The sequence below is a fragment of the Metabacillus sp. YM-086 genome (assembly GCF_048059995.1).
In the GTDB taxonomy this organism is placed as follows: domain Bacteria; phylum Bacillota; class Bacilli; order Bacillales; family Bacillaceae; genus Metabacillus; species Metabacillus litoralis_B.
The window spans coordinates 1-23386 of record NZ_JBLUOI010000061.1; the positions used below are offsets into that span (position 1 = coordinate 1).

At 35.3% G+C, this 23386-nt stretch carries 19 protein-coding genes and 1 pseudogene; 13 read left to right on the plus strand and 7 right to left on the minus strand.

Annotation, left to right across the window (positions count from 1 at the left end; all coding sequences use genetic code 11):
• The 13 genes and pseudogenes from ACEWK1_RS20650 to ACEWK1_RS20710 form a co-directional block, all read left to right on the plus strand.
• A pseudogene (locus ACEWK1_RS20650) lies at nucleotides 1-525 on the plus strand (hypothetical protein); the annotation flags it as partial.
• 61 nt (nucleotides 526-586) lie between these two features.
• Entirely contained in the window at nucleotides 587-1465 is an 879-nt protein-coding gene (locus tag ACEWK1_RS20655; protein ID WP_416636602.1) for a TolB family protein, read from the plus strand.
• A gap of 406 nt (nucleotides 1466-1871) precedes the next feature.
• Nucleotides 1872-3917: a BglG family transcription antiterminator gene (locus ACEWK1_RS20660; RefSeq protein ID WP_121664036.1), complete on the plus strand. Its 2046-nt coding sequence runs from the start codon at nucleotides 1872-1874 to the stop codon at nucleotides 3915-3917.
• Nucleotides 3918-3946: 29 nt separating this feature from the next.
• A complete protein-coding gene (locus tag ACEWK1_RS20665) occupies nucleotides 3947-4231 on the plus strand; it encodes a PTS sugar transporter subunit IIB (RefSeq protein WP_121664035.1) in 285 nt (94 codons plus the stop codon).
• Nucleotides 4232-4294: 63 nt separating this feature from the next.
• Nucleotides 4295-5326 (plus strand): zinc-binding dehydrogenase, encoded by a 1032-nt coding sequence (locus ACEWK1_RS20670; protein WP_416636603.1) that lies wholly within the window; start codon nucleotides 4295-4297, stop codon nucleotides 5324-5326.
• A 266-nt stretch (nucleotides 5327-5592) separates the two neighbouring features.
• Nucleotides 5593-6066 (plus strand): PTS sugar transporter subunit IIA, encoded by a 474-nt coding sequence (locus ACEWK1_RS20675; protein WP_416636604.1) that lies wholly within the window; start codon nucleotides 5593-5595, stop codon nucleotides 6064-6066.
• Nucleotide 6067: 1 nt separating this feature from the next.
• Complete coding sequence (locus tag ACEWK1_RS20680; protein WP_121664032.1) at nucleotides 6068-6349, plus strand: PTS sugar transporter subunit IIB; 282 nt, start codon at nucleotides 6068-6070, stop codon at nucleotides 6347-6349.
• A 93-nt stretch (nucleotides 6350-6442) separates the two neighbouring features.
• Nucleotides 6443-7705 (plus strand): PTS galactitol transporter subunit IIC, encoded by a 1263-nt coding sequence (locus ACEWK1_RS20685; RefSeq protein WP_121664031.1) that lies wholly within the window; start codon nucleotides 6443-6445, stop codon nucleotides 7703-7705.
• Nucleotides 7706-7890: 185 nt separating this feature from the next.
• Nucleotides 7891-8067, plus strand: coding sequence for a hypothetical protein (locus tag ACEWK1_RS20690; protein WP_162987518.1), 177 nt, complete (start codon nucleotides 7891-7893; stop codon nucleotides 8065-8067).
• A 54-nt stretch (nucleotides 8068-8121) separates the two neighbouring features.
• Nucleotides 8122-8388, plus strand: a complete 267-nt coding sequence (locus ACEWK1_RS20695; RefSeq protein WP_121664030.1) for a phosphocarrier protein HPr — start codon at nucleotides 8122-8124, stop codon at nucleotides 8386-8388.
• An 82-nt stretch (nucleotides 8389-8470) separates the two neighbouring features.
• Entirely contained in the window at nucleotides 8471-9268 is a 798-nt protein-coding gene (locus ACEWK1_RS20700) for a Cof-type HAD-IIB family hydrolase (protein ID WP_212135271.1), read from the plus strand.
• A 242-nt stretch (nucleotides 9269-9510) separates the two neighbouring features.
• Nucleotides 9511-10443 carry an L-lactate dehydrogenase gene (locus ACEWK1_RS20705; RefSeq protein WP_212135273.1) on the plus strand — a complete coding sequence of 311 codons (933 nt, stop codon included), beginning with the start codon at nucleotides 9511-9513 and terminating at the stop codon, nucleotides 10441-10443.
• A gap of 28 nt (nucleotides 10444-10471) precedes the next feature.
• Nucleotides 10472-12043, plus strand: coding sequence for an L-lactate permease (locus ACEWK1_RS20710; protein WP_416636605.1), 1572 nt, complete (start codon nucleotides 10472-10474; stop codon nucleotides 12041-12043).
• 44 nt (nucleotides 12044-12087) lie between these two features.
• Here the strand turns inward: ACEWK1_RS20710 and ACEWK1_RS20715 are convergent, their stop codons facing one another.
• From ACEWK1_RS20715 to ACEWK1_RS20745, 7 genes are all read right to left on the minus strand, one after another.
• Nucleotides 12088-15594: a bifunctional 2',3'-cyclic-nucleotide 2'-phosphodiesterase/3'-nucleotidase gene (locus ACEWK1_RS20715; protein WP_416636606.1), complete on the minus strand. Its 3507-nt coding sequence runs from the start codon at nucleotides 15592-15594 to the stop codon at nucleotides 12088-12090.
• A 361-nt stretch (nucleotides 15595-15955) separates the two neighbouring features.
• A complete protein-coding gene (locus ACEWK1_RS20720) occupies nucleotides 15956-17116 on the minus strand; it encodes an endo-1,4-beta-xylanase (RefSeq protein WP_416636607.1) in 1161 nt (386 codons plus the stop codon).
• Nucleotides 17117-17560: 444 nt separating this feature from the next.
• A complete protein-coding gene (locus ACEWK1_RS20725; protein WP_121664024.1) occupies nucleotides 17561-18007 on the minus strand; it encodes a hypothetical protein in 447 nt (148 codons plus the stop codon).
• A gap of 14 nt (nucleotides 18008-18021) precedes the next feature.
• Nucleotides 18022-18777: a hypothetical protein gene (locus ACEWK1_RS20730; RefSeq protein WP_121664023.1), complete on the minus strand. Its 756-nt coding sequence runs from the start codon at nucleotides 18775-18777 to the stop codon at nucleotides 18022-18024.
• A gap of 282 nt (nucleotides 18778-19059) precedes the next feature.
• Complete coding sequence (locus ACEWK1_RS20735) at nucleotides 19060-20040, minus strand: glycoside hydrolase family 43 protein (RefSeq protein ID WP_251404193.1); 981 nt, start codon at nucleotides 20038-20040, stop codon at nucleotides 19060-19062.
• A 613-nt stretch (nucleotides 20041-20653) separates the two neighbouring features.
• A complete protein-coding gene (locus tag ACEWK1_RS20740; protein WP_121664021.1) occupies nucleotides 20654-22600 on the minus strand; it encodes an ABC transporter permease in 1947 nt (648 codons plus the stop codon).
• Nucleotides 22590-23351, minus strand: coding sequence for an ABC transporter ATP-binding protein (locus ACEWK1_RS20745; protein ID WP_121665147.1), 762 nt, complete (start codon nucleotides 23349-23351; stop codon nucleotides 22590-22592). The genes ACEWK1_RS20740 and ACEWK1_RS20745 overlap by 11 nt, the downstream gene beginning before the upstream one ends.
• Between the last annotated feature and the right edge of the window lie 35 nt (nucleotides 23352-23386).

Genomic DNA, 23386 nt, shown 5'->3' on the forward strand with positions numbered 1-23386 from the left:
GCACATGCTGATAAGGTTTTGGAGCTGAGTGAACAGGAAGGAAGTCTTAGAGCTTATATTGATGAGTTAAATGAAGCGATTACTGCTGGTGAACTTGTGAAGGAATCGCTGATGGATGCAGAAAATTCTCTTGAAAAAGCTAGTAATTGGGGAACAGCGGATATGCTGGGTGGTGGAACAATTTCTGGTTTTGTGAAACATCAGCATATTAATGATGCAGAGGACTATCTTCACGATGCTCAAACACATATGCGGAAGTTTCAAAAAGAATTATTAGATGTACAAGAGGAAGCAAAGCTCGAAGTTGATATTTCAAGTTTATTGATGTTTGCTGACTCCTTTTTCGATGGATTCATCGTAGACTTTATGGTGCAGGGGAGAATTAATGATGCTTTGGATGAAACAAGGGAGCAGTATGATAAAGTGACAGAAGTTCTGGATAAATTAGAAGATCAAGTAAAGGAAAAAACGAAAGAGTTAGAACTTGTACAGAAGGAGAAAAAGTTTGTAGTAGAACAGTTATAGGAACTCATCTAATCCAATAAGATATATAAGGGCAAAAATCCAAGTAGTTAGGAGAAACCACATGGACCAATCTAATGAAAAATATAGTTTACCCAAAGGGAAAAAAACGAAAAGTTTCCTGGAAATAATCAATATTGAAACTGGTGAAAGGAAGACACTAGCATCCTTTCATAAGGTAATTGAAGCACCAAATTGGACCCGTGATGGAAAGCTGATTTATAACAGTGATGGTCATCTTTACTCCTTTGATATAAATACTCATGAAAACGGCCTAATAGAAACAGGCTTTGCAACCTCCTGTAACAACGATCATGTCTTATCTCCTGATGAATCTCAGATTGCTATCAGTCACCACACTGCCCTGGATCATCAATCACGTATATACATCCTTCCTACAAAAGGTGGCATTCCAACTCTCATAACGCCAATGGCACCGTCTTATCTTCATGGCTGGTCACCTGATGGCAAGACATTAGCCTATTGTGCGGAAAGAAATGGCCAATACGACATTTATACAATTCCTGCTTATGGTGGAGAGGAAAAACAGCTAACAGATTTGCCTGGTTTAGATGATGGCCCTGAATACTCACCAGATGGAAAGCATATTTGGTTTAATTCCACACGAACCGGTTTGATGCAAATATGGCGTATGAATGCAGATGGTAGTGAACAAACGAGAGTAACATTTGAAGAAAGCAATAATTGGTTTCCACATGTTTCTCCTGATGGAGAGAAGGTAGTTTATCTTGCCTATAAAAAAGGAGATGTGGAACCTGGAGACCATCCTCCTAATAAGGATGTTGAGTTAAGAATCATGTCAAGTACCGGTGGAGAGTCAAGTTTGTTGATAAAGCTGTTTGGCGGTCAGGGTACGATCAATGTGAATTCGTGGTCTCCAGATAGTAAGCAGTTGGCGTTTGTAAGATATGAACTACATTAAGCTTAAAAATAGCAGTAGTTACCCAGTTATAGGTAACTACTGCTATTTTTTTACACAAATCATAAGGTGATATATCTAGTTCAATGTAGGCGGAAAATAATCGCTTCACTTTTTCAAGCTGAAACATAAGAGAAAAGCTCTTGATTTATTCTCCAATAGTAAACTTTATAAACTCATCTTTCACTCTGAAAGATAGAGTAAAAGAATATTAATCCCTCATATAAGGGAAAATGTCTACTATGGGTTTTTTCATTAATAAACACAAAAGATTCCCTATTAGTGGACATACTTTAAATACATAATCATCAAGTTGAACAATCTTTAAACAGAGATTGAGTATGAAAGCGAATTCAATAAGGCCAACTTAGCTGATAAAATAATTTATGAGCAAGAGAGGTGACAGCTTATGTATTTAGACGAAAGAAGCAACCTACTATTAAAAGCTGTGTTGAGTAATCCGGAAGTTACAAATACTGAATTAGAAAACCGGTTGAATTTAACCCGCAGACAAATAAGTTACAGCTTCAGCAAAATAAATGATTGGTTAGAGCAAAATAATTATCCGGTAATTAAAAGGACAAATGGCGGTAGGTTTATTGTTAGCCCATTATTGTTTGATCTGTTTACTGAAGAAGAAGAGGATACTACTTCTGCTAGGTATATTCCTTCTGAAAAAGAAAGAGTTCAATTAATTATTTTGATGCTACTAAGCAGTGAAGAAGAATTATCATTAATTCATTTTTCAATTGCACTAGAAGTTAGTAAAAACACAGCGCTTAGAGATATTAAGGCAGCTCAAAGGTTCGTCAATGACTATCAATTAGAGATTGTTTATTCAAGAAAATATGGTTATGACATAATTGGAAATGAATGGGATAAACGTAAGTTGTTGATTGGTACATTAAGAGATGTGTTTGATATCTATAAGGGAGAACTTTATATTCAGCAATTTGGGGAAATATCAAGCCGTGAGATTCGTCACCTTAAAACAAAAATAGAAGAAGTGGAAAGGCTTTTGCACCTTAAATTCATTGATGAGCGAATAAAGCTTCTACCATATATTATTGCAGTTCTATTAAAGAGAATAAAAAAGGGTCAGATTATTTCAGATGCCTATCATATTGACCACGAGGCACTGTCTGACACAAAGGAATATGAAGCTGCACAAATACTTATCCAAGACAGCCCAGCAATTCCTAAACAAGAAAGAATGTTTATAACATTGCAACTTTTAACATCAAATGTATTTTCAACTCAATTTTTGACTGATCGAGAATTGCCACAGTTGAGAAAATCGTTAGAAGATAGTTTAGAGCTTTTTGAATATAAAGCAGCTATTACATTAAAGAATAGAGAAGCTTTGCTTAACAGGCTAATCATGCATATGAAGCCTGCATACTACCGGATCAAATATCAACTTACAACCAACTATGCAATGCTAGAAAAAGTGAGTGATGAGTTTGATGCTATTCATTATATTGTAAAAGATGCAATCAGACCCTTTCGTGAGTATATAGACTGTGATATTCCAGAAAGTGAAATTATGTATATAACAATCTTAATTGGTGGTCATTTACTTAATAGTGGGGAAACAATTCCGGTAAAGAAAAAGGCAATAGTTGTATGTCCAAATGGGGTTTCGATATCACAATTAATGGAACATACATTAAGAGACCTGTTTCCAGAGTTTTACTTTTATCAAGCATTCTCAATACGTGAATTTGAACAGTTGGATTTAGAGTTTGATCTTGTCTTTTCACCTGTTCCCTTGCAGACAAATAAACATTTGTTTATTGTAAATCAGTTTATTTCTGAATTTGAAAAAACTCAATTACGTCAACGTGTTATGCAAGGGGTATTCGGGTTAAATACGTCTGTAGTGAACATAGATCAAATTATTTCGATCGTTGAGAAATATGCAAAAATAGAAGAAAAGCAGTCTTTAGAAAAAGCACTTCAAGACTACTTCTCTCTACAATTAACAAAAGAAGTGAAAGTAAAAAAAGATTATATTTTATCAGACTTCATTACACCAGAGATGATGGTTACCAAACAATCTGTGAATAGTTGGGAAGAAGCAATTGAAATCGCATCGCAGCCTTTACTACAAAATGGGGCAATCCAAGAAACATATATCACGACTATGAAAGAAAGGTATCCAACTCTTTTACCACATATTTCATTAAGAATGAATATTGCCATTCCACATGCAAAGCCAGAAGAAGGGGCAAATTCAGTAGGGATGAGCTTATTAAAAATCAAAGATGGGATACAAACTGAAAATGGCAAATTACATCTTGTGGTTGTGATTGCAGCCGTTGATAAGAAGCAGCATTTAAACGCTCTCTTACAACTCATTAAACTGGCTGAAATGGATGATGTTGTTCAAAAGATGATTGAACTTGATAGTAAGGAAGATATGTTCAACCTTATTAAAGCTTACTCAAAATAACGGTATTTTTACTAGGAAGGAATATTGTAATGAAAATATCTACTATTCTTGTTGCTTGTGGTGCTGGAATTGCTACTTCAACAATTGTAGCTCAACGTGTAGAGAGTCTTTTAAAAGAAAACAAGATAAGAGCGGAGCTCATCCAGTGTACTATTTCCGAGGTGGGATCTCTTCAGTCTAATGCAGATTTAATTATATCAACTACATTATTACCAAAAGTTTATGAAACACCTACTATCGTTGCAACATCTTACATAACAGGTGTAGGTATGGAAAAAATTGATCAACAAATTTTGGACTTATTAAAAAAGTGAATAAGAGTATTTTATTGCTCTTTATGAATATAAGTAAAAAAGTTTTAACAAGGAGTGAAGAAAATGAAAGCAGTAATGAAAACGGAACCAGGTTATGACAATATGTCATTAGTGGACATTCAAGAACCAGAAGTATCAGGTGATTTAGTAAAGGTAAAGGTGGCCTATACAGGAATTTGTGGAACTGATATTCATACATATACAGGAGAATATCGAAATTCAAAAACACCAGTTGTTCTAGGTCATGAGTTCTCAGGAGTAGTTGTAGAAGTTGGGGATGCTGTAAAAAAGGTTAAAGTTGGAGATCGAGTTACAAGTGAGACAACATTTACAACATGTGGAGAATGTGAGTATTGTTTAGAAAAAGATTATAATTTATGTTCTACACGTAAAGGGATTGGAACGCAAGTAAACGGGAGTATGGCTGAGTTTGTTGTTTCAAGAGAAGAGAGTGTACACGTTTTACCTGATAGCATCAGCTTTGAAGCAGCGGCATTGACTGAACCATTAGCTTGTTGTACTCATGCTGCATTAGAGAAAACAACAATCAACGAAGGAGATAAAGTATTAGTTTTTGGTCCTGGTCCAATTGGTTTACTTCAATGTCAAATTATAAAAGCAAAAGGTGCGTTTGTTATTTTAGCTGGTATTACAAAAGATAAACAACGCTTAGAATTAGCAAAATCGCTAGGTGTTGATGTAATAGTTGATGTTCTCGAAGAGGATTTAGCAGATGTTGTTATGAAACATACAGATGGTTATGGTGTTGACAAAGTATTTGAATGTTCTGGAGCAGTACCTGCTCTAAATCAAGGCTTACCGCTTGTGAAGAAAAAAGGTACATTTGTGCAAGTAGGTATTTTTGCAAACAAATTAAATCAGTTAGATCAAGAATCAATCATTCAACGTGAAATAACATATGTGGGAACTCGTTCACAAAAGCCGAGCTCATGGCACTTAGCGTTGAAGCTATTGGAAGAAAATAAGATTGCAACTGATAAAATGATTACAAAAGTTGTGTCATTAGAAAATTGGCGCGAAGGCTTTGAAGCAGTTATGACTGGTAATGAGATTAAAGTTATTATTAAATCATAAGTCTCAAATTTTAATATTCTAATATATTTATAGAATGATTTTTTTACATCACAATGTTGTACAACTCAAGATCAACCAATGGTGATGAAACCGCATTCAGAAAAGGCTTTCTAAGTGATATGATTACTTTAGTAGCTACAAAATAAAACACAAGGTTAATAAAGATTAAAATTGGAACTACACATTTAGCTTTTCCAATCAATTGTACGTGATTAACCTAAACCATAGTGAAGTGAATAACTAGATATTGATTGGAGGATAACAAAGTGTTATTAGATGAAACTCTTATTTTAAAAGATATAGAAGCGAGCAGCTCTGAAGAAGTAATTGAGATCATGGCAAGAAACTTAAATGATTTAGGAATAGTTAAAGAAAGTTATATCGAAGCAGTAATTGAAAGGGAGAAATCATATGCAACGGGTCTTCCAACAAATGGTTGTTCTGTAGCTATTCCACATACTGACACAGAGCATGTAAATAAAAAAGCAATCAGTGTTGGAGTGTTAAAAGATACAGTGGAGTTCGGCATTATGGGTGAAGATAGGGAAAAAACTCCTGTTAAATTAGTGTTTATGTTAGCTATGGATGAGGGACATTCCCAATTAGAACTTCTACAAAACTTAATGCGTATTTTTCAGGATGAAAATGTCCTATCAGAATTATCTACTGAAGAATCGAAAACAAAAATTAAAGATTTACTACTAGATAAGCTTAATTTTTCTGTGAAAGGTGGTGAGTAAGTTGAAAAAGCAAATATTAATCGCATGTGGTGCTGGTATTGCAACTTCTACAATCGTTAATGATGCTGTAGAGGCAATGTGTAAAGAAAATGGAATTGATGCAACTCTTCAACAAATTAAAATTACTGAAGTTGGTTCTTATGTAGATACAGCTAGTCTTTTGATTAGTACAACAATTGTACAAAAAGAATATCCATTCCCGGTTATTAATGCAAGAGCGTTCTTAACAGGAATCGGACTAGATGATGTTAAAGCAAAGATTCTAGAGGAACTTAAAAAATAATAGATTCTTAAACATCTCGATTCTCTAATCTTTAGAGAATCGAGGTCCTTTCAATCTTAGAGTCGACAGATGTTAAAAGGAGGCGAATTTAAAATGAATGGTATGGTAGAAGCTTTACAAGCATTTCTAGCATTAGGACCAACAGTAATCTTACCTGTTGCCATTTTCTTAATTGGTATTGCTTTTGGACAAAAGGTAGGAAAAGCTTTTCGCTCAGGTATTACAATTGGTGTAGCATTCGTTGGTATTTTTCTAGTCGTTGATTTATTAGTAAGTAACTTAGGACCAGCGGCAAACGGGATGGTTGAGAGATTTGGAATTGAGTTAAATGTTATAGATGTTGGATGGCCTGGTGCTGCGTCAATGTCATGGGCATCACCAATAGCTGCATTTATTATTCCTTTGGGCCTATTAGTAAACGTTATCATGCTTGTTACGAAAACAACAAAAACAATGAACGTAGATATCTGGAACTTCTGGCATTTTACATTCACAGGAGCTCTTGTTTATACAGTTTCAGGAAGCATAATCCAAGGATTAGCGGCTGCAGTTATTTTCCAGATCATTTGTTTGAAAATTGCAGACTGGACAGCACCTATGTTAAGAGATTATTTTGATCTTGAAGGTATTGCTGTTGCAACAGGAAGTACAGTTTCTTACGCACCACTTGGAATACCACTTGTTAAGCTTATTCAAAAAGTACCAGTAATTAAGAATTGGAATGCAGATCCAGAAACGATTCAAAAACGCTTCGGTGTTTTCGGAGAGTCTATTTTCATGGGATTGATTTTAGGTATTGGATTGGGATTACTAGCAGGATATTCATTCGGTGAAGTGATTCAAGTTGGTATGGCCATGGCAGGGGTTATGGTGTTAATGCCAAGAATGGTTAAGATACTAATGGAAGGTTTAACGCCTGTTTCAGAATCAGCAAGATCATTCTTAAGCAAAAAGTTTGGTCAGCAAGACATTTACATTGGTCTAGATGCTGCCGTTGCGATTGGACACCCATCAGTTATTTCAACAGCTTTAATTTTAGTACCAATAACGGTTGCATTAGCTGTAGTATTACCTGGTAACAATGTTTTGCCATTTGGTGATTTAGCCACAATTCCATTTATCGTGGCATTCATTGTAGGTGCTGCACGAGGAAATATTATTCATTCTGTTATTGTAGGAACAATTTTAATCGCATTAACTTTATACTTAGCTACAGATTTAGCACAAGTTCATACTCAATTAGCAATTGACGGTAAATTCAATATGCCAGAAGGAACAAGCTTGGTATCAAGTCTTGACCAAGGTGGAAACTTCATCAACTATGTTGTTTATAAGATATTCGCAATATTTAACTAGAACACCCAGAGTATTACTTTTACAAAAGTTATTCTCATATAATAATTGAAAACAATGTAAAATGACTATATATAGGTGTTAAAGAGAAATAAAATTGTCTAAGTATAGCTCTAGTTTTTGACTGGAGCTATTAATTTTAATGAACCTTTTTTAAAAGAAACTATGTAAGAGAAAGGTGAGGTAGTATGATTGAAACATTTGTCGATTATGCATTAGGACCACACGGCAGATATTTAAGTGAGTTATACCTCGATAATCAGTTTCTAATCAATACGATCGTTGTTGGATTTGCCTGTTACAAAATATTCTTTGGAAAACGAAAGCAAGATCCTTCAGTAAAATCGGTGACTGAAACAAAATAGTCTTATTGCATGATAGAGTAATATAAAATTGAGATGTTTGAAAGGACGGGTTACATGGTAGAAAAAACATTTAACATTATCGATGAATCTGGAATTCACGCACGTCCAGCTACTCAAATAGTAAGTGTGGCGTCAAAGTTTAATGCAGAAATTACACTTGATTATAAAGGGAAAAGTGTAAACTTAAAGTCAATTATGGGAGTTATGTCTCTCGGTATTCCTAAAGGTGCTGAAATCAAAGTTACTGCTTTAGGTGCAGATGAAAGTGAAGCTGCCCAGGCAATCTCTGAAATTATTACAAAGCAAGGCTTAGGAGAATAACGAGCATAAAATGGAGTCTTGAACATCTCAAGGCTTTTTCTTTATACCTTTCAAGGATCATTTCTAAAGGAGGAGTATGATTTTGGTAGACACACCGATTGTATTTTTTGATTTGGATGGCACTCTTTTAACAAGTGAATTTAAAGTAGCTAATAGTTCCATAGATGCTATTAAGACCATAAAAAAGTTAGGTGCTGAGCCAGTTATAGCTACTGGTAGAAATATTAGTGAGATTGGTAATGTATTAGAACTCACAGGTATTCGTTCATGTGTTGCTATGAATGGCCAGTATGTTATGTACGAGGGTGAGGTTATTTATGAAAATCCACTTGACCAAAATGAAGTAAAGCTTTTACATACAACAGCTTCTCAAAACGGTCATGATTTAGCATTTTACAACGCTGAATATATAACAGTTACTGCAGGAAATTCTGATGTAATCACAAAAAATTACATAGAACGTGTAGGAACAAAATATCCTCCAGTAGATGAGACGATGTATTTAAAATCCCCCATTCATTTAATGGTCCTTTTCTGTAATATAGGCGAAGAACTCTTTTATCAAGAGCAATTTCCATATTTTCAATTTGTTCGGCACTCTCCTTTAGGATGTGATGTGTATCCTAGAGGCACTTCTAAGGCATCAGGCATTCAACGATTAATGGAACATCAGAATTTATCATTGGAAAATTCGTATGCATTTGGTGATGGATTGAACGATATTGAAATGTTTCAACTTGTTAAGCACCCTATTGCAATGGGAAATGCAGTAGAAAATTTAAAAAGTATATCTAAATATGTAACGACTTCTAATAATGAAGATGGCATAATGAAGGGGCTTCATCAATGTGGGTTATTAGATTCAGGTGTAATAAAATAAAGAATAATTAAAATTTTAAACTTAACTAAGAGGGGAGAAATCCCCTCTTTTTATCTTTTAAAGAAGGGGCTTTAAGTGTATTAAAATCTAGTTCTAACTAGATTTTATAAAAAGATTAACAGAGTGTGATCTTTATCACATTATAAATTACATTATGGTGTTAATCTTAACTCAAGTTATAAAACACACACTGGATTGTGAAAAACTTCACAATATAAAATGATAAATTGGAGGAATACAAAATGAATGTAACACTAGGAAATAAAGTTGTATTAGTTGGTACTGGAGCGGTTGGATCAAGCTATGCTTATGCGTTAATGAATCAAGGAATCAGTGATGAGCTAGTGCTTGTAGATTTAAATGAGGAAAAAGCGAAAGGTGACGTAATGGACTTAGATCATGGAATTGTTTATGCACCAAATTCTATGAGCATCACATTTGGTACTTATGAAGATTGCAAGGATGCAGCACTTGTTGTTATTTGTGCCGGTGCTGCACAAAAGCCCGGGGAAACAAGATTAGATCTTGTAAGTAAAAATGTAAAAATCTTTGAATCTATTGTAAACCAAATTATGCAATCTGGATTTAACGGAATTTTCTTAGTGGCTACAAATCCAGTTGATATTTTAGCCTACGCAACATGGAAATTTTCTGGATTGCCAAAAGAAAGAGTGATCGGATCTGGAACAGTGTTAGACTCTGCTAGATTCCGCTATTTATTAGGTGAAGAATTTGATACAGCCCCAACAAGTGTACATGGCTATATTATCGGAGAACATGGTGATTCTCAATTACCTGTATGGAGCTCTGCAAATATTTCTGGTACACCAATTGCACCGAAATTAACAGAGGAACGAAAACAGGAAATTGCAGTTCAAGTTCGAGATGCTGCCTATAAAATCATTGAATCTAAAGGGGCAACATATTACGGAATTGCTATGGGATTAGCGAGAATTACGAGAGCAATCTTAAAGAACGAAAATGTGGTTTTACCAGTTGGGGCTTACCTTGATGGTGAAAATGGACACAGTGATGTTTATATTGGGGTCCCAGCTGTGATCAATCGCACAGGTATAAAGAAAGTTGTAGAGCTATCTTTAAATGATCAAGAGCAAGAAAAATTCACAAAGTCAGTTAAAACACTAAAAGCTATTCAAGCTACTATTTGGGGTTAGGTAAAAACCACACAGAGGAGAATTCATCATGTTAGTTGAGACGTTTGATCCATTTCAGCATCTCGCCATATCAGCATTAGTTGCAGCCATACCAATCATATTGTTTCTATTATGCTTAACAGTGTTCAAGATGAAGGGAATACATGCAGCTTTATTAAACTTAGCAGTCACCTTCTTAATTGTATTAGTAGTCTTTAAGCTCCCTTTTGGAGAAGCAATCGGAAGTGTCATCCAAGGAGCCATATTAGGATTATGGCCGATTGGTTATATCATTGTGATGGCAGTATGGCTTTATAAAATTGCAGTAGAATCAGGGAAGTTTGATATACTTCGAGGAAGTATAGTAGGGATTTCTCAAGACCAACGGATTCATTTATTATTAATTGGCTTTTGCTTTAACGCATTTCTTGAAGGAGCAGCAGGCTTTGGAGTTCCAATTGCGATATGTGCTGTACTCTTAGTTTCATTAGGCTTTAAACCATTGCAGGCAGCGATGCTGTGCTTGATAGCAAATGGTGCATCAGGAGCTTTTGGGGCAATTGGTATACCGGTGGGCATCATTGATACATTTCATTTGGAAGGTGTAACATCAATGAACGTCTCAATGATGACGGCTTTAACTCTACCAATGATCAACTTTACCATACCATTTCTCCTAGTCTGGTTACTAGACGGTTTTAAAGGAGTGAAAGAAATATTACCAGCTATTTTAGTCACATCTGCTACTTATACAGTGACACAGGCAGTCATTACAGTCACGATAGGACCAGAGTTAGCCGATATTATTCCGTCACTATTAGCGATGGGGACGCTAGCGTTATTTCTGAAAAAATGGCAACCAAAAGAAATTTTCTTGCTAAACGGTAAAAAGTGTGAAGTTGAAAAGCATTCTATGAGTGAAGTAATCAAAGCATGGTCTCCATTTTATTTGCTAACAATCTTTGTCTTAATTTGGAGTTTACCAGTTTTTAAAGGACTATTTACAGAAGGCGGGTTACTTGCAGGAACAGCAGTACAGTTCATAATCCCTGGCTCTTCAATAGGGGTGGGAATTGATTTAATAGGGGCAACAGGAACAGCCATTCTTTTAGCAGGATTAACAACTGTCGCTTCTGCAAAAGAAATTAGGTTCAAAGAAAGCTTTAAATTATTGAAAAAGACGATTTTAGAATTTAGAATTCCAATCGTGATGATTTCTGCGATTATTGGTATTGCAAAGCTAATGACATACGGTGGATTAACAATTGCGTTAGGGCAAGCGGTAGCCACAACAGGAGATGTATTCCCATTATTAGCTCCAATATTAGGATGGATTGGTGTATTCATGACAGGATCTGTGGTAAATAACAACACATTATTCGCACCAATTCAAGCTACAGCAGGTAACATCATTGGAACAAACCCATCTTTATTGGTTTCTGCAAATACTGCTGGAGGAGTCATGGCGAAGCTTGTTTCTCCACAATCTATTGCCATTGCAACAGCAGCCGTAGGGGAAACAGGTAAAGAAGCAGAGTTAACGAAAATGACATTAAAATATAGCTTTGGGTTACTAGGGTTTGTATGCCTTTGGACGTTTGTTCTAGCATTGATTTTTTAGAAATGAAAAGGAGGCTGACACTATTAGGTCAGCCTCCTTTCAGTTTAGTTTACTCTTGTGATTCTTCCTTCGGATTTATAGTCAATTGGAGAAGGTAAACTCTTAACGTACTCAACTGTAGCATCAAGGTCTACTGGTCCAACTTCCATGCTTGAAGAAAGCTTTCCGAAGCTAGTTTTAATATTTCCATACATATAGTTATTTACAACGACTGTATATTCTGCAGCTGGGTCGATTGGAGTTCCATCAGGTAAAAGAATATCCTGGACTTTTCCAGTTTTAGCAGCAGCATCATAAGTGTACGTATATTTAAAGCCTGAAATATGGTAATCAAGACCTCTTTCAGTAATTTGCTCATCTAAAATAACTCGTAAATCAGCACCACTTAGAGTAGCCTTATTCAATACATTTCCAAATGGTTGAACAGCAAATAAATCACCGTATGTGATTTCACCAGCTTCAAGTGGTGAACGAACTCCGCCACCGTTCATAAGGGCAAAGTCAGCGTCCATTGCGTCTTTCATTCCATCAGCGATGAGGTTACCAAGTCCATTGTCACCGAACTCATTGGTTACTGAAGGATAGCCTTTTTCAAGGGTAGATACTGACTGACCAACTACTTGAGCTTTGATTGGCTCAACCTTTTCTTTATACTTGTCCATGATAGCTGCTACTGCAGTATCTGGAGTATATTTGTCCTGGTAAACTGTTTTAATTTCCGCTTTTTTACTAAAAATATCCCCTGTAAAAGGATCAATTTCTAACTCAACATCTGAGAAAGCTGACCCATAAGAATAAGCTTGTACAATTAACTTATTATCTACAACTCTATTAACCTTTACATGGTTATGAGCGGCAAAGATAACATCAACTTCATCATTGATTTGTTCAGCAATTCTGCTTGCATCAAATGAGTCAGTATAGCCAGTTTGAGTAGCAGGGTTATGAGCTAAAACAACAATTGATTCTACACCTTGTGCCTTTAATTCAGCTGTATATTTATTAATTGCTTCTGCTTCACCTGTGATTTTTAAAGATTCATTTCCTTTTGTCACGATCATTGAAGGTGTTTCTTGAGTGACAACACCAATGATACCAATCTTTTGACCACCAGTTTCTAATACTGTGTAAGGATCAGTAATTAACTGTCCGTCTCTTGTATCAAAAGCATTTGCTGCAACAAGCGGGAAGTTCATTCCATCATAGCCAGGGTTGCCATTTGGGTGATCACCACCGTTCATCATACGTTTTAACTCATCAATTCCTTCATCGAATTCATGGTTGCCTAGTGTTCCAGCATCAAAGCCGATTTCTTCTAAAACTTCAATTGTTGGCTCATCTTGGAAAAGAGCTGAGATAAGTGGGCTGCCACCAATCATATCACCAGCATGAACTAGTAAAGTATTAGGATTTGTTGCTTCTTCCTGTTTAAGGGCAGCAGCTGTATATTCTATTTGACCAGCTGAAGAATTACCTACTTTAGTCACTGTGTCTAATTGTCCATGTAGATCATTTAACCCTAAAAGCTGTACCTTTACCCCACGGTTTAGGTCAATATTGAAAATGCCAAAGCCTTTATCATCAGTTTGTCCAGTATATGAGAATGGACTTCCTTCGGTAATGTACTGCTCTGCCTTCGGTGAGGTTGTAAATGTAACGTTCACATCAGCTGAGATTGGTGCAATAGACCAGTTATTATCAGCTGTTGGAGTAACTTCTTTTACTTCCGAAATATAATCCATTAAAATTTGGCGGTTTTCATCAGCAGAATCCACGACTAACTCACTGCCTTTGAGACCAGGGAAATTCCCACCGCCACCAGCACGATAATTGTTTGTCACCACAACAAATTCTTGTTCTGGATCAATTGGTTCTCCGTTGTATTCTAAGTTAACAACACGGCTGGATTCTGGGTTAATAAGATTCCCTTTCGTGTCGTATTTAGCTGGCTTAGTGACATCAATTTGATATTCAACTCCGTCAATGACATCGAAGTTATACACTGGGAAAGAAGGATTTAATAATTGTTGTGCATCAGTTTTAGTGGTGTCAATTGTATTGAACTTACCTGCTGACATTTCAATCCATTCTTTTACAACTGAACCATTCACCTTTACAGCTTTTAATGTGTTGTCATAAAGATACAGATCCCCAGCACTACGGATTGTTAAATCACCTTTTTTGATTTCTGTATATTCTTCAACACCATTACGACCTGCCTTGAAAGGTGCTCCAACAGATAAAATTGGAAGATCTTTTAATTCAGGCTTGTTCAATGAGATATAGTTTTCTACATACCATTTTTGCGCATTTGTTACGACTTGAACAGAAGGATCATCTTGAACAAGGGCAAAATAGCTGTAAATATCATCAGTTGTTGTTCCGATTGGTGTATTTACATAGTCAATCGTATCTTCATGTGCATCCTTTACGGCGTTGACAATTTCTTGATCAGGTTGCACATTATCTATTGCTCTAGTAGAAGATTGAGAATTAGAAACCTCCCACTTTCCTTTAATCTTTTGAAGGGTAAGATCAATGATTCCGAGAGAACCACCGCCATAGCCTGCTTGAACAGCAGCAACACCATTGATTGTACCTTTATTATTATCTACTCCAGGTAATGGTTGTCCGTCAGCACCTTTGAAAAGTGCATCTAAGCTGGCAACATCCTTAGCTGGAAACGTTTTATGAGTATGTGAGAATGTAATAGCGTCAATTCCATCTACTTTACTCAAAGCATAAACTGTATCTTCTGTGTTGTCTTCATTTGCACTAAAACCAGAGTGAGCTAAAGCGATCACAACATCTGCACCTTTTTTCTTCATTTGAGGTACATATTTTTTAGCACTTTCGATGATATTTTTTGTGATGACTTTACCATCTAGATGAGCTTTGTCCCACTCGTTGATTTGTGGGGGAGTAAAACCAATATATCCAACTTTGATAACCTTCGTTTTCCCATCTTCATCTTTTACTTTTTTATTAACAATTTTATAAGGGCTATATTTATTAACATCATTTGAAGGATTATCATCATGATCATCAATATAAACATTTGCATTTACAAAAGGAAATTCAGCATCATCATACACTTCATCTAGGTAGTCTAGACCATAGTTGAACTCATGGTTTCCAAGTGTAGCCATGTCATAATCCATTATGTTCATTGCTTCAATTACTGGATGTACCTCACCTTCCTCAAGTGGATCAATCTTAGCTTTATAGGTGCCAAGAGGGGTTCCTTGAATAAGGTCACCGTTGTCTACGAGGACAGAGTTATCTACTTCTTTTCTTGCTTCTTTAACAAGAGCTGCTGTTTTAGCCAGTCCAAGCTTAGGAGCTTCAGCATTTTTGTAGTAATCGAAGTTGAGTAGGTTCGTATGAATGTCTGTCGTTTCCATAATTCGAAGCTCTACTAGTGATTGAACCTTAGAAGTAGTAGGTTTGGCTGCATTTACAACACTTGTCATAAACGGGGTTGATAACAAACAAATGGCTAAAGTACTAGTTAAAATCTTTTTACCTTTAAGCTTGCTTTGCAACTTCATTCGATACATCCATCCTTTAATTTTTTTGAGAGAATAAAAGTCTCCAAGGAACATTTTATAATAGGGGAATACTGCAAAAGAATGGTTAATAAATACTGAAAAAATTACAGAAAATATAGAGATGACATATATCTAAATACTTAATTTTCAGAAGATGAGGTAAATAGATATAGGTAAAAATATATAATTTCATCAGATTAAGATAAAAGGAAATTTATGGATATAATCTAAATGGTACAAAACGCTTAGGGGCAAGGTAATGAATTGATTAATTCCGATGAAGGGGATAATTGTAGGTACATTATATAAAGAAGAGAAGCCACCTTAATAGTGAAAAGACAGCTTCTCTTCCTAAACACTTTTATTTATGATCAATAATTGCCCAATATGCTGGTTTTACTTTGTAATCTGGATCAAATACAAATGGTGCATCTTTTCCTACTCCATCATTGTATTGCTTAGCACGGTCGTCTAGCCATGTATGGTTATCTGTAATTCCCCATAAAGTAACATTACTAATCTTGTCATCTAGTCTCTCGTATAATTTAAATAAAGCATCGTAGCGTTCAGCTTGTGCTTCAAAAACATCAGCTGGGATATCGCTGTATGTTGCATAAGCAGGTTTAGGTGGCCAACCATATAGACTTACGTCCAGCTCTGTAATTTGGTTATCTAATCCAAGACTAGCAAATAGATTAATAGAATCTTCCGTTTGTTGTAAAGTAGGCCAGCCAAGTTGAATATGTGATTGATGTCCAACACCGTCAATTGGAACTCCTTGATCTAAAAGATCTTTTACTAAGTTATATAAATCAGTTCTTTTTGGTTCGACTTCTGTATTGTAATCATTAATATAAAGCTTAACATCTTCACCGCCGTGTTTTTTAGCTGTTTTAAAGGCTACTTTAATAAAGTCAGTTCCAGTGATTTGGTACCAAGCCGAATTACGTAATCCACCACCATCATCAATGACTTCATTCACAACATCCCATGATTTCACGTCATCTTTATAGCGCTCTACAATTGTTTCAACATGTTTTTCAACACGTTCTAGTAAAAGCTTTTTATTTTCTTCACGTCTCCCAGGATCAGTTTCATTTACCATTTCGTTTCCTTCTTCATCAAGGAAGAACCAGTCTGGTACCTGGCTATGCCAGATAAGAGCATGGAATCGAATGTCCATATTGTTCTCTTTTGCAAATTTGACAATCTTGTCAGCTTCTTTAAAGTTAAACTTTCCTTCTTCTGGCTGAATATTAATTGGCTTCATCACATTTTCAGCAACGATGCTGTTATAATGGCGTTTTAACATGATTGCATCTTTACCTTCTAATTGACTTGGCTCTACAGCTGCTCCGATTGTAAAGGAGTCTTTATATCTTTGGTCTAACTGTGGTGCTGTTAAGGCACTAATACTAGGTTTTTCCGTAGTAGTAGCAGCAGAAGCAGTACTCATTCCTACAGGTAATAATAAGGCTAGGGCTAATCCAGAAATAATTGGTTTACGTAATACGTTTAACATGTTTTAATCTCCTTTTTAATATAGATTTGAAAGGCTTTCTAAAACAAATTCTGAATAACTCTAATGAACCTCCTTTTTATTAAATGAAATAAAGTAAGGGCTTACATTTCTGTAGGAAGTTAACTATGTATGGTAATGGGAGAGCCCTAACTGAAATTGATTATAACAACTTTAACTTTGTTTGGCTACTAAATAAACAAAGTTATTTGGCAATTCAATAAATTTAGTAAAATAGTAATAGTTTATTTTAAAGATAAAAGAGATGAAATCATGACTATACTCCTGGTTAATGCGGATAATGAAAGGCTCTACGCGCAAGAGGGCTTTAAGCAGGAGGAAGGGTGGTTTGTTGTCAATATAAGCTGTGAGGAATATATTCTGCTAGTGAAGCGATAGGGGGTTAAGACTAAGTTCGGTTGATTAAGAAACAACTTGCCATACTTTCTATAATTTTAACACCCCCACAGTAAGAGCCTTATAATTCCATAAAACATTCTTAATCAACTGAATTTGATCACCCTCTAAACACTGAATGATAACGGTCACCTCAGGCAACCGTTTTGGCATTTTAGAGCCATTCTTATTATTGAGGTAATAGATGCTATAACCAATTGTAAATCCAATGAATGCACCAAGTAACCCCCATATAATTGGGCCTAGAGTTAGGATAAATCCTATACTAGCACCAATAACAGCACTACCAGTCGCGCAAGCCATTCCAACTTCAAAGGCATTTGAACGAGCGCTCCTCGTTCTACCTTGTAGTCGTTCATTTGGATCACTTTCCATAAAAGTCACAAGTATTTGCTCTCTTGTGACATATTTGCTTTCTAGAACGGCTAGGGCTTGCTCCATTTCAATTGTTTGTTCAAATGTTCCAACAATAATCATAATAAAACTCCTGCTTACTTGAAGATACGAGGGCGATTTTGTCCATATCGCTCTGTTAGATGCTGACGCTGTGCAATACGGTATAGCTTATTATGTCCAATTGTTGTGACATATGCTTGATAAATGGATCCTCCCAATACTGATGGCATAAACAATAACCAGTGTGGGTCAAGGGTTGAACTTGAACCCACAACATTACCGAATACTAATGTTAGTATGGCTTCATGGAGGTTTGAAAAGCTTAAATAGATCCACCACCAAAGCATAGCGTAGAAGGCAAGAGCAACTTGATGATTGTAAAGTTGGCCAAGGCCTGGAAAGAGCAAAGAGTAAAACGCACTAACAAATGGACTTTTTCTTTCGATATATTGAATTTCGTTCGGTGCAATTTTCAACCTTGAAACAGAATGATTTTCTAAATAAGCAATGTGACATAATTTGTTTTGATAAACAGTAGACCTATAGCTATCCCAGATGATTACTAGGTATGTTATGAGATAGCCAAAAGCCCATTTCGGCTCTAAAATGGATACAGACTGTTTAAATTTACCGCAAAAGGAAAAGATCATTGCTTCATTGATATGAGCAAATGTATTTATAAAAACTTCACTTAAGGTTAAAAGGGTAGCTCTTATATACTGGTTAAGCAAATAATGTCCAAATCCAGGAAATACTGCAGACCACCAAGCGATCATGATTGGATTGTGCTGTTGAAGATATGTTGTGCCTAGTGTATGAATTGTAGCGAGAGTAGGTTTTTTTTGGCTCATTTTGATCGTACCCTTTATATTATATTGTTATAATCTTATTCTTCCCCAACTGAATCAATTTCATAATGAATCATTTGTTACAAAAAAACGTATGAATTTCACCTTTATTAGTGATTTTATCCGTGTATTGTTTATTAAAAAGTTGAGGATGAAGGAAAATGTTCGTTTTTTGGTTTAAGAGTCATTATTAAGAAATTAACTCAACTAAATTCAAAATTAGTGAAGGTTTTGAAAAAATATAAAAGAACACCACAATAATTCATTGTAGTGTTCCAAATTAGCTTATTTATAAGGATCTATCGTTTGAATAGTGCCGTCTTCATTGTAGTGTATTTCCGAATATTTCACACTACGTTTATGATCGACTCCGTCTGATAATGAACAATCATGATAAAATAGATACCATTTATCTTCAAACTGAACGATTGAATGATGAGTAGTCCAGCCTGTTACTGGAGTAAGAATTTTTCCTTTATACGTGAATGGGCCTTGTGGGTTTTTGCTTGTTGCATAAACGATGCAGTGAGTTGTTCCCGTTGAATAGGAAAGATAATATTCATCATTATATTTATGTACCCAAGCTCCTTCAAAAAATCGTCTCTCTTCGTCACCTGCTAAGATTGGGTTGCCATCTGCATCAACGATTGAGATTTCTTGCGGTTTAGTTTTAAATGTAAGCATATCATCCTCTAGTTCAGCTACCATCGGACCTAATGCTGGCTCTGATGCTGCAGGACCCTCACCATCTGGATTAAAAATTCCAGTCTGCCACTTTTCTAGCTGACCTCCCCATAGACCACCGAAATAGATATAAGATTTGTTGTCATCATCTACTAATACGGCAGGATCTATACTGAAACTTCCTGGGATATAACTCTCTTGAGGAGTAAAAGGGCCTGCAGGATTTGAGCTTGTTGCAACACCAATTCTAAAGATATCGTCATGATCTCTTGCCGGGAAAAATAAATAATAGGTGTTGTTTTTGAACGCTGCATCTGGCGCCCATAATTGTTTCTTTGCCCAAGGAATATCTTTTACATGAAGAACCTGTCCATGATCAATACAAGGAGATTCGAAATTATCCATTGATAATACATGGTAATCCTCCATTTTGTACTGATCACCATTGTCATTTGAAGGCTCATTATGATCCAAGTCATGAGAAGGATAGATATAAATTTTCCCTTCAAATACATGTGCAGAAGGATCTGCAGTAAAAATATGCTCAACGATAGGTTGGTTAGGTTTTGGTTGTTTACTCATCTTAATCTCCTTATCTACTAGAAATTTGTAAGCGTTTGTATTAATTATAGCAGACTTTGTTTATTAATTAAACAAACCACACCAAAAATTATTTATATTACCTAAATAATTCATACTAAAATTACCATTTGTTTTTATTAAAACAGCATAATTGGGATTGATGTACTGAATGTAGGAGTGTTTTGGATATTTAAGTTGAAAATAGTTTAGAAAGAAAAGGATCTAATGATATTCATTGTTGATGTGAAGGTATAGGAAGAATAAATAGGAGGAGAAATTCCGCTTAAGGTATATAGTAGGTGCATAAATAGCCGATATAAGCGGATATATTCCGGTTAACTTCTATAAATAGAAGCAAATCTTTAGATTTGGTGCAAATAAGCGGAAAAATTCCCCCTATTTTGTTGAAAACGCTGGTTTTTCCTAATTTAAACGGAATTTTTCCGTTTGTTTCTCAGAAGACCCAACTATATAGTGCAAAAAATGCTTGGAGACACAATGTTCCAAGCATTTAATCATATTATCTGTTAATTTATCGTCGAATTACTGTACGGTCATTCTAATTTTGCACTTCAAAACCGAACCCGTTAACAAAAAGTTAGGGGCCATCGTACTATAAAGCTTCTTTTATCACCTTTTTATAATATAAAACAGACAAAATACCAAAGATTGAATATAACGCAGTATAAACAACCATTACCATAATCATCGGTGTCCATATCTCGGTTCCAAATAAAAACCATCCAGATTGAACAGCAAAATAGCTATGAAGTAATCCAATAAACAATGGAATTCCGAAGTTATAAATTTGTTTCATTCTAATTCCATTAAGTAGGTCTCCTTGAGTATATCCAAGCTTTCTTAAGATCGTATAATTTGATTTTTCATCTTCACCTTCATCCATTTGTTTGAAGTAAAGAATACATCCTGACGTAATCAGAAAGGTTAATCCTAAAAATCCAACGATAAACATCGCTAACCCCATTGTCCTCTTTTGACCGTTTGCCATAGCTAGTTGTGAATCATGTCCTTCATTCTGGTCAAACCCCAGCTTTTGAAAAAGGTCATTAGCTCTTTGTATATTACTCTCATCATTAATATTTAACCCGATATAAATAGAAGCTTCTCTTTGAATTTCCTGTTCAAGATCCTGTTTTAAACGCTTAAAAGTAGAGTCGTCAACAACTGCGGTAGGTATTCCACCACTGGTAAAATACCATGAAATAGGATAATGTCTTTTTATTCCTATAAGCTTTTGGGAAATGACCTCATTTTTTCCCTTCAGTTCAATTTGACCGGAGTTTTTCATTTTCATAAACTTTTGCAGAAAATCATTATAGCCAGTAAAAAGAGTTTCATCTGCTGCAACATCAATATCCTTAAGTGCTTTCTCACTAATAACAGGCATTGGCATAGCGCTTGGCTGATAATTTAACCCTTCTAATTTAGCGTCTAAAATATTTGATAGGTTCGTATTGACTTGAAGAACCTCAATTTTCTTTTCCTTATATGCTATATTAGCTGCTTCTAATTCGCCTTTAAAAGTATTTGCATCTTCAACATTTGTTATAGCAAAGTCGTCCGGAACACTATTTTGTGCTTGCTTTTCAGCTGAATAATAGGAGATATAACTGAGGGATAGCAAGCCAATGGCTAGAGCTGAAACGGTTGTGATAATAGTTAGTAAAAGAGCATTAGACTTCATACGAAACATAATGGAGGAAAGAGACAATACCTCATTAATATTTAAATATCCGCCTTTTTTCTTTCGAATAATGTTTGCAATAAAGCGAACAGAGCCTTTATAAAATAGGTATGTTCCGATAATAACGGAAGCTAAGATAAAGGTCATGGCAAAAAATAATTCATTAACCGTTGCAAAATCTCCGCCAAATAATTTAGAAGACACATAATAGCCTAGTATAATAAGAGCTAATCCCAAAACTCCAATAATGGTTTCTATAACTGATATTTTCTTCACTTTTCCTTCTGTTGTAGAAGTTACTCGAAAAAGAGAGAGAATGCTTTGCTTCTTAATAAATAAGGAATTCATTCCGATGATTAGCAGATAGATTGCCACAAATATAAAAATTGTTTGGACAAGTGCTTGCCAAGAAAAATGCATGGTAGCAATCTCATCAACAGCTGTTGTTTTATATAAAATCATGGTAATAAGCTTTGAAAAGGAAAAGCCGATAAAGATACCTATAGATAAAGAGCCGAAATAGAGAATAAGATTTTCTGTACTTAGAATCCGAAAGATTTCAGCTTTTGTCATCCCAATCAATTGAAATAGTCCAATTTCTTTACTACGTCTTTTGATAAAAATGTTGTTTGCGTATAAAAGGAAGATACTCACAATTGCAACAAGTAAAATGGATGCTGTTTTAACAGCTGCTGCTCCTTTTACTGTACCTTTTGCTTCATCCATAGAGGGATCATATTGCAAGGTAACGAAAGCAAAATAAAGAGCAACACTAAAAATCAAAGCAAACGCATAGAGATAATAGTTCTTAAGATTTTTCTTTAAGCTTCTAAATATAAGCTGATTAGTGGTCATATTTTACACCACCTAATACACCTTGAGTTTTGATAATATCCTGGAAGAAGCGCTGTCGATCTTGCGCACCTTTATTTAATTGAGTATAAATTTGTCCATCTTTTATAAAAATCACTCGATTACAGAAGCTTGCCGCAGTTGGGTCATGTGTAACCATCAAAATGGTAGATTGGCGGTTTTGATTTAATTCACTTAATTTATGCAATAAATCTGAAGCGGATTTTGAATCAAGAGCTCCTGTAGGCTCATCTGCAAAAATAATACTCGGCTCATGAATAAACGCCCTTGCTGCAGATGTTCGTTGTTTTTGTCCACCGGATATTTCATTTGGATATTTATCTTTTAGATCATAAATGCCTAAGGCAGTAGCCAATTCTTGAAACTTTTGATCAGCTTCTTTTTTAGGTGTTTTTGTGATTGATAGTGGAAGAAGAATGTTTTCTTTCACAGTAAGAGTATCTAACAGGTTATAATCTTGAAAGATAAACCCTAAATGATTTTTTCGAAATTGGGCAAGTTGTTTATCTTTAAGCTTTGTCATTTCGTTGCCTTGGATCATAATAGAACCACTACTGACTCGGTCAATGGAGGAGAGGACATTCAGCAGCGTGGTTTTTCCTGAACCGGACGCCCCCATAATACTAACAAACTCACCTTGTTTAATTGTGATATCTATTCCCTTTAAAACCTCTTGTTTATTAAACTTATTGCCAAAGCTTTTATGGATTTTTGTTGCTTCTAAAATATTCATCATGGAAAAACTCCCTTTCATTACGAATTGATCTT

Excerpts from the sequence above, each read along its gene's own strand:
- ACEWK1_RS20670 (WP_416636603.1), top strand. The coding sequence starts at position 4,295 with ATGAAAGCAGTAATGAAAACGGAACCAGGTTATGACAATATGTCATTA.
- ACEWK1_RS20710 (WP_416636605.1), top strand. The coding sequence starts at position 10,472 with ATGTTAGTTGAGACGTTTGATCCATTTCAGCATCTCGCCATATCAGCA.
- ACEWK1_RS20730 (WP_121664023.1), bottom strand. The coding sequence starts at position 18,777 with ATGAGCCAAAAAAAACCTACTCTCGCTACAATTCATACACTAGGCACA.
- ACEWK1_RS20745 (WP_121665147.1), bottom strand. The coding sequence starts at position 23,351 with ATGAATATTTTAGAAGCAACAAAAATCCATAAAAGCTTTGGCAATAAG.
- ACEWK1_RS20725 (WP_121664024.1), bottom strand. The coding sequence starts at position 18,007 with ATGATTATTGTTGGAACATTTGAACAAACAATTGAAATGGAGCAAGCC.
- ACEWK1_RS20690 (WP_162987518.1), top strand. The coding sequence starts at position 7,891 with ATGATTGAAACATTTGTCGATTATGCATTAGGACCACACGGCAGATAT.
- ACEWK1_RS20665 (WP_121664035.1), top strand. The coding sequence starts at position 3,947 with ATGAAAATATCTACTATTCTTGTTGCTTGTGGTGCTGGAATTGCTACT.
- ACEWK1_RS20735 (WP_251404193.1), bottom strand. The coding sequence starts at position 20,040 with ATGAGTAAACAACCAAAACCTAACCAACCTATCGTTGAGCATATTTTT.
- ACEWK1_RS20720 (WP_416636607.1), bottom strand. The coding sequence starts at position 17,116 with ATGTTAAACGTATTACGTAAACCAATTATTTCTGGATTAGCCCTAGCC.
- ACEWK1_RS20715 (WP_416636606.1), bottom strand. The coding sequence starts at position 15,594 with ATGAAGTTGCAAAGCAAGCTTAAAGGTAAAAAGATTTTAACTAGTACT.
- ACEWK1_RS20660 (WP_121664036.1), top strand. The coding sequence starts at position 1,872 with ATGTATTTAGACGAAAGAAGCAACCTACTATTAAAAGCTGTGTTGAGT.
- ACEWK1_RS20685 (WP_121664031.1), top strand. The coding sequence starts at position 6,443 with ATGAATGGTATGGTAGAAGCTTTACAAGCATTTCTAGCATTAGGACCA.
- ACEWK1_RS20740 (WP_121664021.1), bottom strand. The coding sequence starts at position 22,600 with ATGACCACTAATCAGCTTATATTTAGAAGCTTAAAGAAAAATCTTAAG.
- ACEWK1_RS20655 (WP_416636602.1), top strand. The coding sequence starts at position 587 with ATGGACCAATCTAATGAAAAATATAGTTTACCCAAAGGGAAAAAAACG.
- ACEWK1_RS20705 (WP_212135273.1), top strand. The coding sequence starts at position 9,511 with ATGAATGTAACACTAGGAAATAAAGTTGTATTAGTTGGTACTGGAGCG.
- ACEWK1_RS20695 (WP_121664030.1), top strand. The coding sequence starts at position 8,122 with ATGGTAGAAAAAACATTTAACATTATCGATGAATCTGGAATTCACGCA.